The sequence below is a fragment of the Streptomyces sp. CAU 1734 genome, from assembly GCF_039888735.1.
Lineage (GTDB): Bacteria > Actinomycetota > Actinomycetes > Streptomycetales > Streptomycetaceae > Streptomyces.
In genome coordinates this window covers 468,176-488,278 of the sequence record NZ_JBDQQP010000004.1, presented here as the reverse complement: position 1 = coordinate 488,278, position 20,103 = coordinate 468,176, and the positions used below count along the sequence as shown (strand labels likewise).

Annotated in this window: 19 protein-coding genes, 1 tRNA gene and 1 pseudogene; 13 read left to right on the top strand and 8 right to left on the bottom strand. The window is 71.0% G+C overall.

What is annotated here, in order from left to right:
- From AAFN69_RS10585 to AAFN69_RS10570, 4 genes are all read right to left on the bottom strand, one after another.
- On the bottom strand, positions 1–687 hold a 687-nt coding region (locus tag AAFN69_RS10585), incomplete at its 3' end, for a 2-oxoacid:acceptor oxidoreductase family protein (RefSeq protein WP_347728080.1).
- Positions 688–936: 249 nt separating this feature from the next.
- Positions 937–1,596, bottom strand: coding sequence for a response regulator transcription factor (locus AAFN69_RS10580; protein WP_347728123.1), 660 nt, complete (start codon positions 1,594–1,596; stop codon positions 937–939).
- A gap of 179 nt (positions 1,597–1,775) precedes the next feature.
- Positions 1,776–3,104, bottom strand: coding sequence for a sensor domain-containing protein (locus AAFN69_RS10575; protein WP_347728122.1), 1,329 nt, complete (start codon positions 3,102–3,104; stop codon positions 1,776–1,778).
- Positions 3,105–3,437: 333 nt separating this feature from the next.
- The gene (locus AAFN69_RS10570; protein ID WP_347728079.1) at positions 3,438–4,643 is read right to left on the bottom strand and encodes a sensor domain-containing protein; all 1,206 of its coding nucleotides are present in this window, start codon (positions 4,641–4,643) and stop codon (positions 3,438–3,440) included.
- 221 nt (positions 4,644–4,864) lie between these two features.
- Between AAFN69_RS10570 and AAFN69_RS10565 the strand changes: the two genes are divergently transcribed.
- From AAFN69_RS10565 to AAFN69_RS10510, 12 genes and pseudogenes are all read left to right on the top strand, one after another.
- Entirely contained in the window at positions 4,865–5,263 is a 399-nt protein-coding gene (locus AAFN69_RS10565; protein ID WP_347728078.1) for an NADH-quinone oxidoreductase subunit A, read from the top strand.
- Complete coding sequence (locus AAFN69_RS10560; RefSeq protein WP_347728077.1) at positions 5,254–5,907, top strand: NADH-quinone oxidoreductase subunit B family protein; 654 nt, start codon at positions 5,254–5,256, stop codon at positions 5,905–5,907. Before AAFN69_RS10565 ends, AAFN69_RS10560 begins: the two co-directional genes overlap by 10 nt.
- Positions 5,904–7,190 carry an NADH-quinone oxidoreductase subunit C gene (locus AAFN69_RS10555; protein ID WP_347728076.1) on the top strand — a complete coding sequence of 429 codons (1,287 nt, stop codon included), beginning with the start codon at positions 5,904–5,906 and terminating at the stop codon, positions 7,188–7,190. The genes AAFN69_RS10560 and AAFN69_RS10555 overlap by 4 nt, the downstream gene beginning before the upstream one ends.
- On the top strand, positions 7,187–8,152 hold the full coding sequence (locus tag AAFN69_RS10550; RefSeq protein ID WP_347728075.1) for a complex I subunit 1 family protein: 966 nt from the start codon (positions 7,187–7,189) through the stop codon (positions 8,150–8,152). The genes AAFN69_RS10555 and AAFN69_RS10550 overlap by 4 nt, the downstream gene beginning before the upstream one ends.
- Before the next feature lie 2 nt (positions 8,153–8,154).
- Positions 8,155–8,685, top strand: a pseudogene (locus AAFN69_RS10545) (NADH-quinone oxidoreductase subunit I); the annotation flags it as partial.
- Positions 8,686–9,197: 512 nt separating this feature from the next.
- Positions 9,198–9,818, top strand: coding sequence for an NADH-quinone oxidoreductase subunit J (locus AAFN69_RS10540; RefSeq protein WP_347728074.1), 621 nt, complete (start codon positions 9,198–9,200; stop codon positions 9,816–9,818).
- Positions 9,818–10,198, top strand: coding sequence for an NADH-quinone oxidoreductase subunit NuoK (nuoK, locus tag AAFN69_RS10535; RefSeq protein WP_347728073.1), 381 nt, complete (start codon positions 9,818–9,820; stop codon positions 10,196–10,198). The genes AAFN69_RS10540 and nuoK overlap by 1 nt, the downstream gene beginning before the upstream one ends.
- A complete protein-coding gene (locus AAFN69_RS10530) occupies positions 10,195–12,207 on the top strand; it encodes an NADH-quinone oxidoreductase subunit L (protein ID WP_347728072.1) in 2,013 nt (670 codons plus the stop codon). The genes nuoK and AAFN69_RS10530 overlap by 4 nt, the downstream gene beginning before the upstream one ends.
- 27 nt (positions 12,208–12,234) lie before the next feature.
- Positions 12,235–13,938, top strand: coding sequence for an NADH-quinone oxidoreductase subunit M (locus AAFN69_RS10525; RefSeq protein ID WP_347728121.1), 1,704 nt, complete (start codon positions 12,235–12,237; stop codon positions 13,936–13,938).
- Positions 13,935–15,506, top strand: coding sequence for an NADH-quinone oxidoreductase subunit N (locus tag AAFN69_RS10520; RefSeq protein WP_347728071.1), 1,572 nt, complete (start codon positions 13,935–13,937; stop codon positions 15,504–15,506). Before AAFN69_RS10525 ends, AAFN69_RS10520 begins: the two co-directional genes overlap by 4 nt.
- Positions 15,507–15,669: 163 nt before the next feature.
- Entirely contained in the window at positions 15,670–16,530 is an 861-nt protein-coding gene (gene htpX / locus AAFN69_RS10515; protein ID WP_347728070.1) for a zinc metalloprotease HtpX, read from the top strand.
- A complete protein-coding gene (locus AAFN69_RS10510) occupies positions 16,527–16,919 on the top strand; it encodes a YccF domain-containing protein (RefSeq protein ID WP_347728069.1) in 393 nt (130 codons plus the stop codon). Before htpX ends, AAFN69_RS10510 begins: the two co-directional genes overlap by 4 nt.
- 45 nt (positions 16,920–16,964) lie before the next feature.
- Here AAFN69_RS10510 and AAFN69_RS10505 read toward each other — a convergent pair whose 3' ends face one another.
- The 3 genes from AAFN69_RS10505 to AAFN69_RS10495 form a co-directional block, all read right to left on the bottom strand.
- Complete coding sequence (locus AAFN69_RS10505; RefSeq protein WP_347728068.1) at positions 16,965–17,609, bottom strand: alpha-ketoglutarate-dependent dioxygenase AlkB; 645 nt, start codon at positions 17,607–17,609, stop codon at positions 16,965–16,967.
- A gap of 128 nt (positions 17,610–17,737) precedes the next feature.
- Positions 17,738–18,259 carry a methylated-DNA--[protein]-cysteine S-methyltransferase gene (locus AAFN69_RS10500; protein WP_347728067.1) on the bottom strand — a complete coding sequence of 174 codons (522 nt, stop codon included), beginning with the start codon at positions 18,257–18,259 and terminating at the stop codon, positions 17,738–17,740.
- A 278-nt stretch (positions 18,260–18,537) separates the two neighbouring features.
- Complete coding sequence (locus AAFN69_RS10495) at positions 18,538–19,026, bottom strand: YajQ family cyclic di-GMP-binding protein (RefSeq protein WP_347728066.1); 489 nt, start codon at positions 19,024–19,026, stop codon at positions 18,538–18,540.
- Positions 19,027–19,218: 192 nt separating this feature from the next.
- On the opposite strand from AAFN69_RS10495, the gene AAFN69_RS10490 reads away from it, so the two are divergent.
- Positions 19,219–19,300: transfer RNA gene (locus AAFN69_RS10490), tRNA-Tyr, on the top strand.
- 289 nt (positions 19,301–19,589) lie between these two features.
- Here the strand turns inward: AAFN69_RS10490 and AAFN69_RS10485 are convergent.
- Positions 19,590–20,087: a GyrI-like domain-containing protein gene (locus tag AAFN69_RS10485; RefSeq protein WP_347728065.1), complete on the bottom strand. Its 498-nt coding sequence runs from the start codon at positions 20,085–20,087 to the stop codon at positions 19,590–19,592.
- Positions 20,088–20,103: the final 16 nt, after the last annotated feature.

The window sequence follows — 20,103 nt, the reverse complement described above, 5'->3', positions numbered from 1 at the left end:
CTTCGACCGCAGGAACGCCTCCGTGCCCTCCGTGGGACGGTGATACATCCACGAGAGCAGGCCCAGCGCGAACATGTTCTTCGACCGCTCCGCCTCCTTGCGGGTCAGCCCGAACTCCTTCAGAGCCTCCACCGTCAACGTGGTCAGCGGGACCCGGTGGACCCGGTAGGCGTCCAGCGAGCCGTCCTCCAGCGGCGAGGTGTCGTAACCGACCTTCGCCATCGCCCGCTTCGCGAACTCGTCCGTGTTCACGATGATCTCCCCGCCCCGCGGGACATCGGCCACATTCGCCTTCAGCGCCGCCGGATTCATCGCCACCAGCACATTCGGCGCGTCACCCGGCGTCAGAATGTCATGATCCGCGAAATGCAGCTGGAACGACGACACCCCCGGCAGCGTCCCCGCGGGCGCCCTGATCTCCGCCGGAAAGTTCGGCAGCGTCGACAGATCATTCCCGAACGACGCCGTCTCCGACGTGAACCGGTCCCCCGTGAGCTGCATCCCGTCACCCGAATCACCCGCGAACCGGATCACCACCCGATCCAACCGCCGAACCTCCTTGGCTCCGGCTTCGGCTTCGGCTTCAGTTTCGGTATCCGTTCCGGGCTGCCGTTGCCCGACAAGCGCGTCGCTTGCCTCGTCTGCCTCGTCGGCGCGTTCGGCTGGGCTGCTGACCTGGCTCGTCACTGAACTGGACCTCCCTTGAGGCGGCTGTTCGGTCCGACCGTCTCGCTGGTCGGCCCCGGTGCCACCCTACGTCTGTGAGGGCGGCCTTCCCTGGGATCTCCCATATAATGGACGCCCTCTTGAGACATTTATATGCCCCAATGTGTCCATGTTTGTCCACCCTCAATCGGCCTGATCGGGGTGGTCTCCGTGTCATCCTTTGGTTCTAGGACCAGCCTTCGCCGCGATAACTGACAGAGAGTCAGTTGATCAGGAGTTGAGGTAGGTCAGCACCGCCAGCACACGGCGGTGATCCCCTTCGCTGGGGGAGAGGCCGAGCTTCAGGAAGATATTGCTCACATGCTTCTCGACCGCGCCGTCGCTCACGACGAGCTGCCTGGCCACCGCCGAGTTCGTCCGTCCCTCGGCCATCAGGCCGAGGACCTCCCGCTCGCGCGGTGTGAGGTTGGCCAGTACGTCCTGCTTGCGGCTCCGCCCCAGCAGCTGGGCCACCACCTCCGGGTCCAGGGCCGTGCCGCCCCGGGCCACCCGCACCACGGCGTCCACGAACTCGCGGACCTCGGCCACCCGGTCCTTCAGCAGGTATCCCACACCCCGGCTGCTGCCCGCGAGCAGCTCGGTGGCGTACTGCTCCTCCACGTACTGGGAGAGGACGAGCACGCCGACCCCCGGGTGGTCCTTCCGCAGCCGCACCGCGGCGCGGACGCCCTCGTCGGTGTGGGTGGGAGGCATCCGTACATCCGCCACCACCACATCCGGCAGCGAGTCCTTCTCCGCGAGCTCCCCGACCGTCCTGATCAGCTGCTCGGCGTCCCCGACGCCGGCCACCACCTCGTGCCCCCGGTCGGTCAGCAGGCGGGTCAGGCCCTCCCGGAGCAGCACCGAATCCTCGGCGATGACCACCCGCACTCTGTCTTCCACAGCCCTGACGCCCCCATGTCGATCCAAGTCCCGCCTCTGTCGGAACCAGCATCCCAGTATCGGGACCGGACCGTGGCGGGCGCAGGAGTGATTGGGGGCGTTTCGATGGCACCGGGTGGGTTTTGTCCTGCGATTCCACCCCGCTCATCACGGCGGGGTGGGGGCGGTCAGCCGCGCCAGGGCAGCTCCGCCGTGATCGTGGTCGGACCCCCGGCGGGGGAGTCGATGGCGAGGATGCCGTCCACCGCGTCCAGCCGCTCCGCGAGCCCGGCCAGCCCGCTGCCGGCCGTCACATCGGCCCCGCCCCTGCCGTCATCGCGGACCTGGAGCATCAGCCGTCCCTGGGACCGCCAGACATCCACCGACGCCTTGCGGGCCCGTGCGTGCTTGCTGATGTTCTGGAGCAGCTCCGCCACCGTGAAGTAGGCGATCCCCTCAATGGCCGGAGCGGGCCGCTCCGACAGATCCACCTCCACACTCACCGGCACCGTGCAGCGGGCGGAGATGGAGGAGAGTGCGGCGCTGAGTCCGCGGTCGGTGAGGACGGCGGGGTGGATGCCGCGGGCGAGGTCGCGGAGTTCCTGGAGGGCGATTTTCACTTCGCCGTGGGCTTCGTCGACCATGGCGGCGGCGGCTTCGGGGTCTTCGAGGAGTTTCTCCTTGGCCAGCCCCAGATCCATGGCGAGGGCGACGAGGCGGGCCTGGGCGCCGTCGTGGAGGTCGCGTTCGATGCGGCGCAGATCGGCGGCCGCGGTGTCGACCACCACACCCCGGTCCGACTCCAGCTCCACCACCCGGGTCGCCAGCGACGACGGTCCGAGGAACCCGGTCACCATCACCCGGTCCACATGGGCGAAGCCCCGGATCAGCCAGGCGGAGACGAAGACGACACCCAGACCGGTCGCCGAGGTGGCCGCGATCTCGAAGGGGGTGTCGACATAGAAGGCGTCGCCGTTGCTGTCGCCGTAGAGCTGGATCCCGGACTGCGAGGTGTAGGCCGGGAAGACCCACCGCCACAGCGGGTACGAGAGCAGTGCCCAGCCGACGGTCTGAAGGGTGAGGGTGACCACGAAGGCGGCTGTCGCCCAGGGGAAGTGCAGCAGCGCGTAGAGCAGATGGCGCCAGGAGGTGCCGCTCTTCAGGATCGCGCCGACCCAGGACATCAGGCCGTTGGACCGGGGGCGCACCGGCTCGGGGTTGTCCACATGGTGGTGGAGCAGCGCCCGCGCCCGGCTCCGCTCCAGCGCGCCGAAGCCCCGGCAGCCGGCGAGCCCGGCGGCCAGTACGGGCACTCCGAGGAAGGTGACCAGCAGCCCCGCGCTGAGCGAGATGGTGACGATCGCGAAGGTGAAGAGAATGATCGAGACGGGCAGGCTCAGCATCAGATACCCGAACTCCCGCCAGGTACGGCTCTCGAACGGCGCACGCAGTGCCGAGGGCACCAGCGTCTGCCGATGACCGTGACCGGGGCGCTGCTGCGGGATGTCCGTGGTCATCTGCGTCGTCCGTTCTGGGCTGCGGGCTGTCATGACAACAAGGGTGCGGCGAGCGCCGCCGCCGCACCATGAGGCCGGTAGCCGTGTTGATACGGGGGTTTTCCCCACCATGGGTGCCGCCGTCTCCGTACGGGCACGGGTGCCGGTGCGGTGCGGGCAGTGCGAGCGGCGGTACGGGAGACTCCCGTACCGCCGCTCACCCGGTGGACGCGCCGGCCGGGGCTGTGCGCATCCGTACGCCGGGACCCGTGCGCATCCGCACACCGGGACTCATGTGAATCCGCGGGCCGGGACTGAACGAACCCGTGGGTCAGGGCTGTGCGAACCTCTGGTTCAGGGCTGTGCGACCCGCTCCCGCCACGGTACCTCCACCGTGACGGTCGTCCCCTTCCCCTCCGAGGAGTCCAGGACGAAGAGCCCGTCGACGGCCTGGAGCCGCTCGGCCAGCCCGGACATCCCGGTGCCGGCGTCCAGCCGTGCCCCGCCCCTGCCGTCATCGCTGACCTGGATCAGCAGCCGGTCGGCCGACCGCCACACCTCGACCGTCGCGCTGGTCGCCCGTGCGTGCTTGCTGATGTTCTGGAGCAGCTCGGAGACGGTGAAGTAGGCGATGCCCTCGATGGCCTGGGCCGGCCGTTCGGTGAGCTCGACGGAGACCCGCACCGGGGCGGTGCAGCGGGCGGAGATGGAGGAGAGCGCGGCGCCGAGTCCGCGGTCGGTGAGGACGGCGGGGTGGATGCCGCGGGCGAGGTCGCGGAGTTCCTGGAGGGCGATTTTCACTTCGCCGTGGGCTTCGTCGACCATGGCGGCGGCGGCTTCGGGGTCTTCGAGGAGTTTCTCCTTGGCCAGGCCGAGGCCCATGGCGAGGGCGACGAGGCGGGCCTGGGCGCCGTCGTGGAGGTCGCGTTCGATGCGGCGCAGATCGGCGGCCGCGGTGTCGACCACCACACCCCGGTCCGACTCCAGCTCGGCGATCCGCCGTTCCAGCTCGTCGGAGGGGGACAGCAGCCCCCGGACCATCACCCGGTCGGCGGCGGTCAGCGCCCGGGTGATGAAGGGGAGCACGGGCCAGAGCACGAAGAGACCGACCATGATCACACCGAAGGTCAGCACCCCCCAGGGCAGCCGGATGAAGCAGTACAGCGCGGTCCGCCAGGCGACCGGGTCCAGCAGACTCCGGCGCACCCAGTGGAGGAACCCCTTCCGCAGCGGGCGCGAACCCAGCGGCGGGCTCGGTTCATCGATCCGTACGCCCAGCATCGCCCGCGCCCGGGCACGCTCCCAGCGCCCGAGCATGCGTACCCCGGCCAGCCCGAACGCCAGCAGGGGCAGTCCGATCACGGTCACCGACAGGCCGGCGCCCACCGAAATTGTGAACGCCACGTAAACAAAACCGATCAACGCCACCGGCAGATTGATCAGGAGATGGGCGATCTCCTTCCAGGTCCGGCGGTCCAGCGCGAAGCTCGAGGGGGGCAACGGGTCCTCGTCGGCGGACGCGCGCGACGTGGTGCCGGGGACGGTTCTGCTCACGGTCATACCCGCCAGCCTGCCCCGCCGGGCCCCCGGCGCGCCATGGGGTGGCTCGGCGGGGTGATGTCGGGCCGGCCGGGGGGTGCGACATGGGGGTAACCCCACCTCTTCCCGGACGCGGCTGCTTACCCTCCCCTAAGCAGGGCCTAGACTCCCGTGCGTACGGAACACAGATCGTCGGACAGAACGCCAACGGCGTCTGCGAGGTCAGGGAGCGAGGGGCGGACGTGCCGGAACCGACCGTTGCCGTGCTCGCGGCGGACTACCACTCCGGCTATGCGGTCGTCGGAGTGCTCGCCGCGATCGGCGTGCTCTTCGTGGCCGTGGCCTTCGGAGCGGGACGGCTGCTGCGGCCGATGGTGCCCACACCGGAGAAGCTGCTCACCTATGAGTGCGGAGTGGATCCCGTCGGCGAGGGCTGGGCGCACACCCAGGTCCGCTACTACGTGTACGCGTTTCTGTATGTGATCTTCGCGGTGGACTCGATCTTCCTCTTCCCCTGGGCCACGGTCTTCGCCGCCGCGGGATACGGGGCGACGACGCTCGTGGAGATGTTCATCTTCCTCGGCTTCCTGGCCGTGGGCCTGCTCTACGCATGGAAGAAGGGCGTCCTGGCATGGACGTGACCCCGACCCCGAATCCGGTCCCGGTCGCTCCGGCACCGGTATCGCTGCCGGAGCCGAAGCGGCTGGGTGTCCTCTCCCGGCTCGCGCCCGAGCCGATGAAGGTGGTCCTGAACTGGGGCCGCCGCTACAGCCTCTGGGTCTTCAACTTCGGGCTCGCCTGCTGCGCGATCGAGTTCATCGCCGCCTCCATGGCGCGCCACGACTTCATCCGGCTCGGTGTGATCCCCTTCGCCCCCGGCCCGCGCCAGGCGGATCTCATGATCGTCTCGGGCACGGTGACCGACAAGATGGCCCCGGCCGTCAAGCGGCTCTACGAGCAGATGCCCGAGCCGAAGTACGTCATCTCCTTCGGCGCCTGCTCCAACTGCGGCGGACCGTACTGGGACTCGTACGCGGTCACCAAGGGCGTCGACCAGATCATTCCGGTCGATGTGTACGTGCCCGGCTGCCCGCCCCGCCCCGAGGCCCTGCTCCAGGGGATCCTCAAGCTTCAGGAGAAGATCGCCCGCGAGTCGATGAGCGAGCGGTACGGGACCGATCGCCCGTCCGTGAGCGAACTCCGCAGCGGCCTGGTCACCCCGCCCCCGGCTCCGGCCGGTCCGGCCGCGGCTGGTCCTGCCGACGCGGGCACGGAGGAGAAGTGAGCGCGTACGACCGCCTTCCGGACGCCGTCACCGAGATCTTCGGCGACGAGGCCACCGCCGAGCACGCGTACGACCTCCTCACGGTCGATGTCCCGGCCGGGTCCTGGATCGCCGCCCTGGAAACCGCCCGCTCCGAGCTGGGCTGCACCTTCTTCGACTGGCTGAGCGCGGTGGACGAGCCGGGGACCGGCTTCCGGGTCTGCGCCCATGTCGTCTCGCTCGCGCACGGCGCGGACGGTGTGGTGCGCCGGCTGCTGCTGCGCACCACCGTCCCGCACGAGGCCGCGGTCCTGCCGACCGCCGTGGGCGTCTTCGCCGGTGCGGACTGGCATGAGCGCGAGACCCACGAGATGTTCGGGATCTCCTTCACCGGGCATCCGCATCTGGTTCCGCTTCTGCTTCCCGAGGGCTTCGAGGGGTATCCGCTGCGCAAGGACTTCGTCCTGGCCGCGCGGGTCGCCAAGGCATGGCCCGGGGCGAAGGAGCCGGGCGAGGGCGAGCACGGCGGGCCCAAGCGCCGCCAGATGCTGCCGCCCGGTGTTCCGGATCCGAACGACTGGGGTCCTCTGAAGGGGCAGCTTCCCCCGGCTCCGGCCCGGCCCGCCCGCACCCCGCGGGCGGCGGGCGCGGCGGGGGCCGACCGCCCGGCCCGTACTCCGCGAGCCGCCGGTGCGGCGGGCGCCGCCCGTGCCGCGGGGGGTGCCGCTGCCGCCGACCGGCCGGTCCGCCGTGCCCGTACGGCGGCGGAGGGGTCCGCGACCCAGCCGCCCGCGCCGGCGCCCGATTCGGCTTCCGCTTCCGATTCCGTTTCGGCAGCTCCGGCAGCTCCGGCAGCTCCGGCAGCCCCGTCGGCTCCGTCGGCTCCGGATGCGTCGGCAGCTCCGTCCGCTCCCGCCGGTCCGCGCCGCAACCGGAGTGTGAGCGAGGGCTCGGCGAGCCAGGCGGCCGGCGAGGCCGCGAGCGCACCGGCTCCGCCGGCTCCGCCGCCGGGCGGACCCGCCGGTGAGCAGCCGGCCGGGGCGCGCACGCGCTCCTCGGACGCCCCCTGGCACCATGCCCGCCCGGCGTTCGACGGCCCGGAAGAGGCCGCCGCCCCGGAACCCCCGGCCGCGAGCCCCGCCGAAGAACCGAACGAACCGACCAAGCCGAGCACACCGAACTCACCGAACGAGGCGAAGGAGCCGGGCGAACCGGCCGAAACCGCCGAACGGCCCGGCCCGGAGTCCGCAGACGGACCCGGCCAGGACGGGCCGACCGACAACGCCGGAGGCGACCCCGCGTGAACGACGCTCTCGACGTCGCCCTCCGGCTCATCGTCGTCTTCGCCGTCTTCCTCGTCCTGCCGCTGGTGATCGGGCAGGCCGAGCACAAGGTCATGGCCCATATGCAGGGACGGCTCGGCCCCATGTACGCGGGCGGCTTCCACGGCTGGGCCCAGCTGGTCGCGGACGGTGTGAAGTTCGCCCAGAAGGAAGACGTGGTTCCGGCCGGTGCCGACCGCCGCATCTTCCAGCTCGCGCCCGCCGTCGCCCTGCTCCCCTATCTCCTCGTCCTGGTGGCGATCCCGATCGGCCCGAGCGAGGGCGCGGTCGGCCAGGTCGTCGACGCGGGCATCTTCTTCGTCCTCGCCATCATGGGTGTCAGCGTGCTGGGCTCGCTGATGGCGGGCTGGGCGTCGGCCAACAAGTTCTCCCTCCTCGGCGGCCTGCGGACCGCCGCCCAGCTGCTGGCGTACGAACTGCCGATGCTGCTGGCCGCCGCCTCCGTCGCGATGGCGGCGGGCACGGTCTCGCTGCCCGGCATCCTCAACGCCTGGGAATGGTGGTGGCTGCCCTGGCAGATCGTGGGCGCCGTCGTCTTCTTCGTCGCGGGCCTCGCCGAACTCCAGCGCCCGCCCTTCGACATGCCGGTCGCCGACTCCGAGATCATCTTCGGCGCGTACACCGAGTACACCGGCCTGCGGTTCGCCCTCTTCCTGCTCGCCGAGTACGCGGGCATCGTCGTCCTCTGCGGTCTGACCACCGTCCTCTTCCTCGGTGGCTGGCACGGCCCGATGGGGGAGGACGGCCTCGGCTGGGTCTGGACCCTGCTCAAGGTCTCCGTACTGGCCTTCATCATCATCTGGCTGCGGGTGAGCTACCCCCGGATGCGTGAGGACCAGCTCCAGAAGCTCGCCTGGACCGTACTCGTTCCCCTCGCTCTCGCCCAGATCGCCCTCACCGGCGTTGTGAAGGTGGTGATCTAGCCATGGCGCCGATCCCCGGATCCGGCCTGGCCAAGGGCCTTGCCGTCACCCTCCGCACGATGACGCGGAAGACCGTCACCGCGCAGTACCCGGAGGTCCAGCCCGAACTGCCGCCCCGCACCCGCGGTGTGATCGGCCTGTTCGAGGAGAACTGCACGGTCTGCATGCTCTGCGCCCGTGAGTGCCCCGACTGGTGCATCTACATCGACTCCCACAAGGAGACGATCCCGGCCGCCACCCCCGGCGGCCGTGACCGCAGCCGCAATGTGCTCGACCGGTTCGCCATCGACTTCTCCCTCTGCATGTACTGCGGTATCTGCATCGAGGTGTGCCCCTTCGACGCGCTCTTCTGGTCGCCGGAGTTCGAGTACGCGGAGACGGACATCCACGAGCTGACCCACGAGCGGGACAAGCTCCGCGAGTGGATGTGGACGGTGCCGGCCCCGCCCGCCCTCGACCCGGCGGCCGAGGAGCCCAAGGAGATCGCCACGGCCCGCAAGGCCGCGGAGAAGCTCGCCGCCGCCCAGGCCGCGCCCGCCGCGAGCGACGCGCCCGACGCTCCGGCGGCCTCCGCCCCCGCGCGTCCGGCCCGCCCTGCGCGTCCGGCCCGTGAGCCGAGGCCGGCGGCCGGCGGCGTACCGGAAGCGACCCCGGTGACCCCGGAACCGAAGCCCGCGCCCGCACCCGAGCCGAAGCCCGCGTCCGAGCCCGCAGGACCCGCGAAGCCCGCCACCCCCGAGCCCGGCCGGCAGCAGCCGCCCGCGCCCGAGGCGGACAAGCTGTCCGCGCCCGCCCAGCCGTCAGGGTCAGCCGAGCCGACCGGCACCGCCGCGCCCGAGGCCGACAAGCAGTCCGGGACCGCCAAGCCGGCCCCGTCCGCCAAGCCCGCCCCGACCGCCAAGCCGACACCGTCGGACGCGCCTGCCGAGCCCGCCGCGAGCGACGCGCCCGCCCCGTCCGCCAAGCCCGCCGAGTCCGACGAATCCTCCGATCCGCCCGCCGGACCGGGTGCCGAGAACCCGCCCGCCGGAGAAGGAGGCCAGGCATGATCCTCGCCGCCGCCGAAACCCAGAGCTTTCTCTCCCCGACCGGTGTCGAGATCGTCTTCCTCCTCGTCGGTGTCGTCACCCTCGGCGCCGCGATCATGACCGTCACCACCAAGCAGCTGGTGCACGCCGCCCTCTGGCTGGTGGTGGCGCTCGGCGGACTCGCCGTCGAGTACCTGCTGCTCACCGCCGAATTCATCGCCTGGGTCCAGGTCCTGATCTACCTCGGCTCGGTGATCGTCCTGCTCCTCTTCGGACTGATGCTCACCAGGGCCCCCATCGGCCGCTCCCCGGACGCCGACTCCGGTAACCGCCCCGTCGCCCTCGCCGTCGCGGGCGCCGCCGCCGTCACCCTCGTCTGGGTGGTCGTCGACGCCTTCCGCACCACCTGGATCAATCTGGACGGACCCGCTCAGGGCTCCACCGATGTGATCGGAGCGATCCTCTTCCGGCACTGGGTGCTGCCCTTCGAGGCGCTCTCCGTCCTGCTCCTCGGCGCGCTGGTCGGTGCGATCGTCCTCTCCCGCAAGCGCGCCGAGGGCGACACCGCCCCCGGCACCCCGGGCCCGGCCGCCGCACCCGGCACCGGCTCCGCGACGGACCCCGAGGGGAAGAGCTGATGCATCTCGCCTATCCCGCAGTCCTCAGCGTCCTCCTCTTCAGCGTCGGCCTGTACGGCGTGCTCGCCCGGCGCAACGCGATCCTGGTCCTGATGTCCGTCGAGCTGATGCTCAACTCGGTCAATCTCAACCTCGTCGCCTTCGACGTCTGGCTCCGCGACGCACTCCACGCCGGCCAGGCGTTCACCCTCTTCATCATCGCCATCGCCGCCGCCGAGATCGGCATCGGTCTCGCGATCGTCCTGATGGTCTACCGCAACCGCGGCAGCTCGGACGTGGACCGCCTCCGCGACACCGCCGAGGCGCCCGACGGCACCCCGGACGACACCGGCGCGACCTCCCCGGCGCAGCAGACGCAGAAGGCCGAGGCCACCGCGTGACCACCACGACCCTCGCCGTTCTCGTCCCCCTCCTTCCCTTCCTCGGCTCGGTGGCCGGACTGCTCATCGGCCGGACCGCCCCCGGATTCGTCCGGCCCCTCGCGGTCCTCCCGGTCCTGGCCTCCGCCGTGCTCGCGGTCACCGTCGCCGTCCGCCAGGGCGGCGAAGCGCCCGTCAACGCCGCCACCCGGCTCACGCCGACCGGGTCCGTCCCCATCGACCTGGCCCTGCACATCGACGGCTTCGCGGCCCTGGTCTCCGTCCTGGTCGTGATCGTCGCCTCGTGTGTGCAGATCTACTCCACGGCCTATCTCCGGGACGACCCCCGCTACCCCTCCTACGCCGCCCTCGTCTCCCTCTTCACCGCCGCGATGCTCCTCGTCGTCTACTCCGGCGATCTGATGGTGCTCCTGGTCGGCTGGGAGATCATGGGCATCTGCTCGTACTTCCTCGTCGGCCACTACTGGGAGACGCCCGAGGCGCGCGCCGCGTCCCTCAAGGCGTTCCTCGTCACCAAGCTCGGCGACGTCCCCTTCCTGATCGGTCTCTTCGCCCTGGCCACCGACGCCGGAACCTTCCGGATCACCGGGATCCTGGACGCGGTCGCCGACGGCGGGATCGACCACCCCACCGTGATCGCCCTGCTCCTCATCGCCGGTGTGGCCGGCAAGTCGGCGCAGTTCCCGCTCCACACCTGGCTGCCCGACGCCATGGCCGGCCCCACCCCCGTCTCCGCGCTGATCCACGCGGCGACGATGGTCGCCGCCGGTATCTACTTCGTGGCCCGGCTCCTCCCCGTCTTCGCCGCCTCCGCGGCGGCGCTCACCGTCCTCGCCGTGATGGCGGCGATCACGATGATCGGCTCCGGCCTCGCCGCCCTCGCCCAGGACGACATCAAGCGCGTCCTCGCCTACTCGACCATCGGCCAGCTCGGCTACATGGCGGGCGCCCTCGCCGTCGCCGACCGGGGCGCCGCCGTCTTCCACCTCCTCTCGCACGGCGCGTTCAAGGCGCTCCTCTTCCTCGCGGCCGGTGTGGTCATCCACGCCGCCGGCACCAACTCCCTGGCCGCCATGAGCCGGATGAACGGGCTGTCCAAGCGGATCCCCGACGCCTACTGGACGATGACCGTCGCCCTGCTGGCGCTCGCCGCCATTCCCCCCTTCGCCGGTTTCTTCTCCAAGGAAGCCGTGCTGGTGGCCGCCGAGCACACCGCGCTCGGGGATTCGGACACCGCGCCCGGCGCGGCCGGCTGGACCGTCCTGATCGCCGGACTGCTCACCGCCCTCCTCACCGCCGCCTACGCGGCCCGTCTGTGGCTGCTCGCCTTCCGCGGCAGCGGCGCCGAGGCACCCGACCACGGCCGCGAGCCCCGTGCCATGACCCTCCCGCTCTGGCTGCTCGCCGTCCCCTCACTCGGTTTCGGACTCACCTACGGCTATCTGAAGGACTGGTTCGACGGCCACAGCCTCGCCGCCACCCTCACCACCGCCGTACTCGGCACCGGCCTCTCCCTCATCGGCGGACTCCTCACCTACGGAGCCTGGCGCTCGCTGCGCACCCGCCGGGAGGGAGCGCGGGCGCTCACCCCGCCCGACCCGGCCGCCGAACACCCCGAAGCCGCGCCCTCCCTGATCGAGGCGGAGACCGTGGCGAGCCACACCGCCTTCTACGGGAGCATCACCACCGCCCCCGACCCGGCCGACCCGGGACGGAAACTCCTCGGCCCGCTGCACTCCCACGCGGCATCCGGTTTCCATCTGGACGCCGTTTACCACGTGCTCTTCGTACGGCCCGTCCAGGCCGCGGCCGAACTCGTCCGCTTCCTCGACCGCGAAGTCGTCGACACCTATGTCCGCGGCGCCGGCACCGGCAGCAACTGGCTCGGCATCCTCGTCCGCCGCGCCCAGACCGGCAATGTGCAGACCTACCTCAGCGCACTGCTCGCCGGGTCCATCGTCCTGGCGATCGCCGCCGTCGTCCTGTCCAACGCCAACGCGGGATCGTGAGCCGTGATCGATATCAGCGAGTCAGTGATGCAGTTCCTTCTCGCGTTCATCGTCGTCGGCCCGCTCATCGGCGCCGCCGCCGCTCTGCCGCCCGCACCGCCCGGACTGCGCGGAAAGAGCCCGGACCAGGCGGTCCTGCGCCACGGAGTGACCGTGACCGGGGTGATCCTGGCCGCCGCCATCGCCCTGACGATCGGCTTCGACCACGACAGCCCGTCGAGGATGCAGGCCACCACGGACATCAGCTGGATCCCCGCACTCGATGTGCGCATCCACCTCGGCATCGACGGCATCTCGCTCCCCCTGATCGTCCTGACCGCGCTGCTGACCTTCCTCTGCGCGCTCTACAGCTACTACAAGATGCCCGCGGGCCCGTCCCCGAGGGCATTCGTCGCCCTGCTGCTCGTCCTCGAATCGGGGACGCTGGCGACCTTCGCCGTCCTCGATCTGGTGCTGTTCTTCCTGGCCTTCGAGATGGTGCTCATCCCGATGTACTTCCTCGTCGCCCGCTGGGGCGGCGAGGGGCGGCAGGCCGCCGCCTGGAAGTTCATCCTCTACACACTGCTCGGTTCCGTGATCATGCTGCTCGGCCTGCTGCTGATCGGCCTGCAGAGCGGCACATTCGACATGGTGGCACTCGCCACTGACAACGGCCGCGGCCTCACCGCGTCCACGCAGGTCATCGCCGTACTGGCGATCGGGATCGGCCTCGCGGTGAAGACCCCGATGTGGCCGCTGCACAGCTGGCTGCCGGACGCCCACACCGCCGCCCCGACCGTGGGATCCGTCCTGCTGGCGGGTGTCATGCTCAAGATGGGCACCTACGGCTTCGTCCGGATCGTCCTGCCCGTCGCACCCGACGGGATGCGGACCTTCGCGCCCTATCTGGCCGCGCTCGCCGTCATCGGCATCATCTACGGATCGCTGGCCTGTCTCGCCCTCGCCCGGCAGGGCGCGGGCGGCGACCTCAAGCGTCTGATCGCCTACTCCTCCGTCGGCCACATGGGCTTCGTGCTGCTCGGCATCGCCACCATGACCCCCACCGGCGTGAACGGCGCGCTCTTCGCCAACATCGCCCACGGGCTCATCACCGGTCTGCTCTTCTTCCTGGTCGGAGCCCTCAAGGACCGGTACGGCACCGCCGACCTCGACACCCTCGCCGGAGCCACCGGCGCCGCGCTCTACGGCCGGGCGCCCCGCCTCGGCGGCCTGCTCGCCTTCGCCGCGGTGGCCTCCCTCGGCCTGCCCGGACTCGCCGGATTCTGGGGCGAGATGCTCACCCTGTTCGGCGCCTTCGACCCCGCCGAGGGCCTGAACCGCCCGGCCTTCCTCACCTTCATGGCCATCGGCGGATTCGGCACTCTGCTCACCGCCGCGTACATGCTCATCGTGGTGCGCCGGGTCTGCATGGGCGTCCCCGAGTACGCCACCACGAAGCCCGCCACGACCGAGCCCGCCGGGACCGGGACCACGACCGGGACCGAGACCACGACCGGGACCGGGACCACGACCGGGGCCGAGACCGAGACCACGACCGGGACCGGGCGCACGGGACGGAACCCGGCGCACGGGACGGAACCCGGCGGCCCGCTCGCCGACATCCGCACCTATGAGATCGCCACCTGGAGCCCCCTGGTGGTGCTGACCGTCGTCGCCGGACTGTGGCCCGCGGTCCTCCTGGGCCTCACCGACCCCGCCGTACAGAAGCTCCTCGCAGGAGGCCAGTCGTGACCGCGGCACTCGCCGACACCCCGCTCGCCTCCGGCGTCACCCAGCTCGTCCAGAACGTCGACTGGCTCACCATCGCCCCGCCGACGATCACCGCGGTGACCGGTCTGCTGATCCTGGTCGCCGACCTCTTCACCAGCGAGCGGAACAAGCGCTTCCTGGGCTGGGGCGCCATCGCCGGCCTCTCCGCCGCGCTCCTCATGCTCCTGCCCCTGACGGACGGCGACCGCCAGACCTTCTGCCTCACCACCGACCCCGGCACCTGCAGCTACACCGCGGACCACTTCACCCTCGCGATTCAGCTCCTGGTGCTCGGCGGCGCCCTGCTGACCGCGCTGCTCTCGCTCCACGAAACCCGCCGCGACCTGCCCGCGGGCGAGTTCTGGTTCCTGCTGCTGGCCTCCGCCGCCGGCGCCGCGCTGCTCCCCGCCTCGCGCGACCTGGCCACCCTGATCGTGGCGCTCGAAGTCGCCTCGCTGCCCGCCTTCGCCCTCGTCGGCCTGCGGCGCGGCGACCGCCTCTCCAGCGAGGCGGCGCTGAAGTTCTTCCTCTCCTCGGTCACGGCGACCGCGGTGGCCCTGCTCGGCGTCAGCTTCGTGTACGCCTCGACCGGCACCCTCCACCTCACCGAGATCGCCGCCAACCTGGACAAGGTCCCCACCGCCCTGGAGACCCTCGCCAAGACGGGCGTCGCGCTCACCCTCATCGGCTTCGTCTTCAAGACGGCGGCCGTCCCCTTCCACTTCTGGGTGCCCGACACCTATGTCGGCGCACCGCTGCCGATCGCCGCGTTCCTCTCCGTCGTCGGGAAGGCGGTCGGCTTCTCCGGCCTCATCCTGGTGACCGTGATCGCCTTCCCCGGCCACTCCGAGGTCTGGGGCCCGGCCATCGCGGTGCTCGCCGCCCTCACCATGACGGCCGGCAATGTGGCGGCGCTGCGCCAGTCCACCACCCGCGCCCTGAGCGCCGTACGCCTGCTGGCCTGGTCCTCCGTCGCCCAGGCCGGATACATCCTGGTGCCGATCGCCGCTGCCGCGTACTCCGGCGCCGACCAGATCGGCGCGACCGTCTCGTACGCCCTGATGTACGCCGTCGTCAACCTCGGCGCCTTCGCGGTGGTCGCCGTCGTCGCCCGTACGCATCCGGGCAACCGGATCGCGGACTACCGGGGCCTGTACGCCGAGCGCCCGCTCGCCGCGCTCGCCCTGGGCTTCTTCCTGCTCTGTCTGGCCGGCCTGCCGCCCGGGATCATCGGCCTCTTCGCCAAGGTGACCGTCTTCTCCTCGGCCGTCGACGCCGGCCTCGGCTGGCTCGCGGTCGTCATGGGCGTCAATGTCGCGATCGGCCTGTACTACTACCTGAAGTGGACGGCCGTCCTCTTCCGGGCCCCCGCGACCGCCGCGGCTCCCGATCCGGCCGGATCCCCCCAGCCGGGCGCCGTCGCCGCCCCGGCCCGCCGTGCGGTGCCCGCCGCCGTCACCGCGGCCGTCGCCCTCACGGCCGCGATCGGTGTGGTCCTGTCCGGCTACCCGCAGCTGGTGCTCCGCTTCGCGGCCACCGCGCTCTTCTGACCCGTACGGCCCTCACCCGGCCCCTCACCCGAACGGACCGCCCCCCGGCCCGGGGCACAAGGGAACTAGCCCCCTTCGCCTGGCGTTGACCAGTACAGAAGGGTCCACTGGAGAGTGGAGCACCACGCCAAGGGTTCCCCTGCCGCACCACATGGAGGGCCTAGTGCACCGCCGGCACAACGGGCTGAAGACCGCCGTACTCCTCGGCGGACTGTCCGCACTCATCCTCGTCATCGGCAGCTTCTTCGGCCGTACGGGGCTCATCGTCGCGCTCGTCGTGGCGATCGGTACCAATGCGTACGCCTACTGGAACAGCGACAAACTGGCCCTGCGCGCCATGCGCGCCCGGCCCGTGAGCGAGTTCGAGGCGCCCGCGCTCTACCGGATGGTCCGCGAGCTGTCGACCGCGTCCCGGCAGCCCATGCCGCGGCTGTACATCTCACCCACCCAGGCGCCCAATGCCTTCGCCACCGGCCGCAATCCCCGCAATGCGGCGGTCTGCTGCACCGAGGGCATTCTCCGGCTGCTCGACGAACGCGAGCTGCGCGGGGTCATCGGCCATGAGCTGAGCCATGTGTACAACCGGGACATCCTGATCTCCTCGGTCGCCGGCGCACTCGCCTCCGTCGTCATGTTCCTGGTCAATTTCGCCTGGCTGATCCCGGTGGGCCGGTCCGACGACGACGGCCCCGGCATCGCCGGAATGCTGCTGATCATGATCCTGGGGCCGGTGGCCGCCGCGATCATCCAGCTCGCCGTCAGCCGCTCCCGGGAGTACGAGGCGGACGCCTCGGGAGCCCAGCTCACCGGCGATCCGCTGGCCCTCGCGAGTGCGCTGCGCAAGCTCGACGCCGGCACGAAGCAGCTTCCGCTGCCGCCCGAGCCACGGCTGGAAACCGCGAGCCACATGATGATCGCAAACCCGTTCCGACCGGGTAAGAGCCTGACCAAGATGTTCTCCACCCATCCGCCCATGGCGGAACGGATCGCCCGACTCGAACAGATGGCAGGTCGTCGCTCATGAAGACAATTTTGAACGTTATATGGCTGATTCTGTGCGGCTTCTGGATGTTCCTGGGCTACATGTTCGCCGGCGCGCTGCTCTGTATCACCATCATCGGCATACCCTTCGGTGTCGCCGCCTTCCGGATCGGCATCTACGCCCTGTGGCCCTTCGGCTACACCGTGGTCGACCGCCATGACGCGGGCGCGCCGTCCTGCGTCGGCAATGTGCTCTGGCTGGTCCTCGCCGGCTGGTGGCTGGCGCTCGGCCATGTCGTCACCGGAATCGTGTTGTGCGTCACGATCATCGGCATCCCGCTGGGCATCGCCAACTTCAAGCTGATCCCCGTCTCCCTGCTGCCCCTGGGCAAGGAGATCGTCCCCTCGGACCAGCCGTTCGCCGCCCGGTGACACCCCGCGGCCCGCGCGTCCCCGGCGGAAGCCCGCCGCGGCGCCTCACCCCGCCAGGCCGGTCTCCCGCAGGGTGATGTTCAGCCGTCCGCCGCTCATCCCCGACTCCGGGTCGGCCGTCCCCGGATGGATCTTCGGCACCCCGTGATGGGCGAACCGCGAGGGACCGCCGAAGACGAAGAGGTCCCCCGAGGCCAGCTCCACATCCGTGTACGGCCGGCCCCGGGTCCGGGTGTTGCCGAAGCGGAAGACACAGCTGTCCCCGATGCTCAGCGACACCACCGGCGCCGATGAGCGCTCCTCCCGGTCCTGGTGCATCCCCATCCGCGCCGCGCCGTCGTAGAAATTGATCAGGGCGGTGTCGGGGGACCAGCGGGCCGGGGAACAGCCCCCGGCCGTCCCGTCCGGCCCGTACGCGGCGGCCAGCGCCGCCCGCCCCAGCTCGGCCAGCCACCCGGGGAGCGGCGCGGGCCGGGCCCCGTTCACATCGTCCGCCGTACGGCTGTAGCGGTACGGCAGCCAGTGCCACCCGAGGCAGACCGTCCGGGTGGACATCACCCCGCCGCCCGGCAGCACCGTGTGCCGCAGCGGCACCGGGCCGCGCGCCCAGCCCCGGCACGCCCCGACCAGTTCCCGCTGCCGGGAGGCCGGCAGCCACCCGGGTACGTGTACGGCACCGGGCGCGATCACGATCGGCTCCCCGGCCGGAAGTGTCCGCCCGGGGAGCCGCCCGGGGAGACCCTCCCCGAACAGGCTCTCCTGAAAGCCACCCGCCCCGGACCCGTGCCGGCCATCGGCGGAATCCCGCGCGCCGCCCGTCATGACACCAGTACGCCCTCGATCCCGAGGAGGCGTTCCTGCCGGTCCACCCCGCCCGCGTAGCCGCGCAGGGCGCCGTTCGCCCCGATCACCCGGTGGCACGGCCGCACCACCAGCAGCGGATTCCGCCCGATCGCGGTGCCCACGGCCCGTACCCCGGCCTTCGACGTGCCCACCAGCCGGGCGATCTCCCCGTAGGTCGTGGTCTCGCCGTACGGAATCTCCTCCAGCGCCGCCCACACGCGCCGCTGGAACTCGGTGCCGGTCCGGCCGGCCCCCGCGTACTCGACCGAGAAGCGGGTGAGCTCGCCCCGGAAATACGCGGCGAGCTGTCCGGTGATCTCCGCGAAGGCGTCCGGATCGTCCGGCCGGCCCTCGGGCACCCCGGCGGCGCCCTTCTGCCCGGCCAGGGAGAGCGAGGCGAGCGCGACACCGCCCGGCGCCGTGGCCGACTCCTCGCCGACCAGCAGCACCTCGCCCAGCGGGCTCGGCACCGTCGTGTGGAGGATCGTGGCGGTCATGGCCGGCTCCTTCTCTGTGTCTCTGCGCGTCCCCGTGGTCCTGGGCGCCCCCGCGCCCCGTACTCACGAGTCTGCGCCGCCCGCCCCGCCCGCGCCGGCGGAATTCGGACACCACGCCCGAGGGCACCACGCCCGGGGCATCACACCCGGGACATCACATCCGGCGGACACCCCTGCCGTTCCTCGCCGACGGCACGCCCCTCACACGCCCGCGGGGCGCGGGGCAAGCAGCCCCGCGCCCCATGGCGGACGGTTCGCGGCCGGTCGCCCGGCCGGTGTCAGCGGTAGTTCACGAACTGGAGGGCGAACTCGAAGTCCTGACCCTTCAGCAGCGCCTGCACGGCCTGGAGGTCGTCCCGGCTCTTCGAGCTGACCCGCAGCTCGTCGCCCTGGACCTGGGCCTTGACACCCTTCGGGCCCTCATCGCGAATGATCTTCGCCACCTTCTTGGCGTTCTCCTGCGAGATTCCCTCCTCGATCGAGGCGAAGATCTTGTACTCCTTGCCGGACAGCTGCGGCTCGCCGGCGTCCAGCGCCTTCAGCGAGATGCCCCGCTTGATCAGCTTGGACTGGAACACATCGAGGATCGCGTTGACGCGCTCCTCGGAGTTCGCCTGCATGAGGATCTTCTCGCCCGACCAGGCGATCGACGCCCCGACGTTCTTGAAGTCGTAGCGCTGGGCGATCTCCTTCACTGCCTGGTTGAGGGCGTTGTCGACCTCCTGCCGCTCGACCTTCGAGACGATGTCGAAACTGGAGTCGGCCATGTCCTGTGGCTCCTTGTATCGGGTGCGTGGAGGGCGGCCGGAGTCCCCGAACCGCTCCGGCAAGCCTAGCCACCCGGACCGGCTCCGACGCCTGATCAACCGAGTGGCGGACCACCCCTGGGCATCAGGTATCGTTTACGTCGTTGCCAGGGAGCACCGCAGAAAAGCGGATCTTCCCCGGCGATATCCCATGGCGGTGTGCCCGAGTGGCCAATGGGAGCGGACTGTAAATCCGTCGGCTTAGCCTACCCAGGTTCGAATCCTGGCGCCGCCACGTGATGATGATGGCCCCCGAACAGCGGAGACGCTGGTCGGGGGCCATTGTCATGGGCGCTGCCGGCCGTGCCGGACCCCCAGGAATCTCCGCTCCCGTTGTGGCTGAAAACGACCGGAAGCGCCGGTGGCCCGCGCCGCCGCCTCTTCAGCGGCGAGAACCGCGGGCCGTGGCGGTCCGTGGGGGCAGACGGCGCCGTACGGCCCGGAGAGAGCCGCGCACCGCCCGCCCGCCGTCTCCTGCGGAGGGAGCGGCGGACGGACGGTACGGGCGGACCGGGCGCAAGTCCTCAGTCCGCCAGGCGGAATGCCAGTTCGATCTCCCACTTGTCCGGATCCGGCTCCACCCGGGGATCGGTCAGATACGACTCGGTCCGGCACCCCCACCGCTCCACCCCGCCGTCCTCCGACAGATCCCACTCCAGCCCCTGACCGTCCGCCCACGCCCGCAGCCGCGCGGCCACGCCGAAGAGCTGATCCGGATGGCCCGTGTGCGTGACCGCGGCATAGCGGCCGGCGGGCAGATTGCCGACCCGGACATCGCCCTCCGGCTCCGGCACCGAGGTCACCGGCACTCCCGCCTCGACCTCCGACTCCCCTTCCATGTCGATGGTGTTGAAGCGGAAGAACGGCGCCCCGGCGAGCTCCACACCATGCCCCGCCAGCCAGCCGATCAGCTCACCGAGCCGGTCCGCGAGCAGATGGAAGGAGTCCATCCGCACATTGCCCCGGATGTACGCGTACGGCTGCTCGGCGCGCACCACGACAACGGGTTCGTTCTCGTTCATCTCGTTCCTCATGATC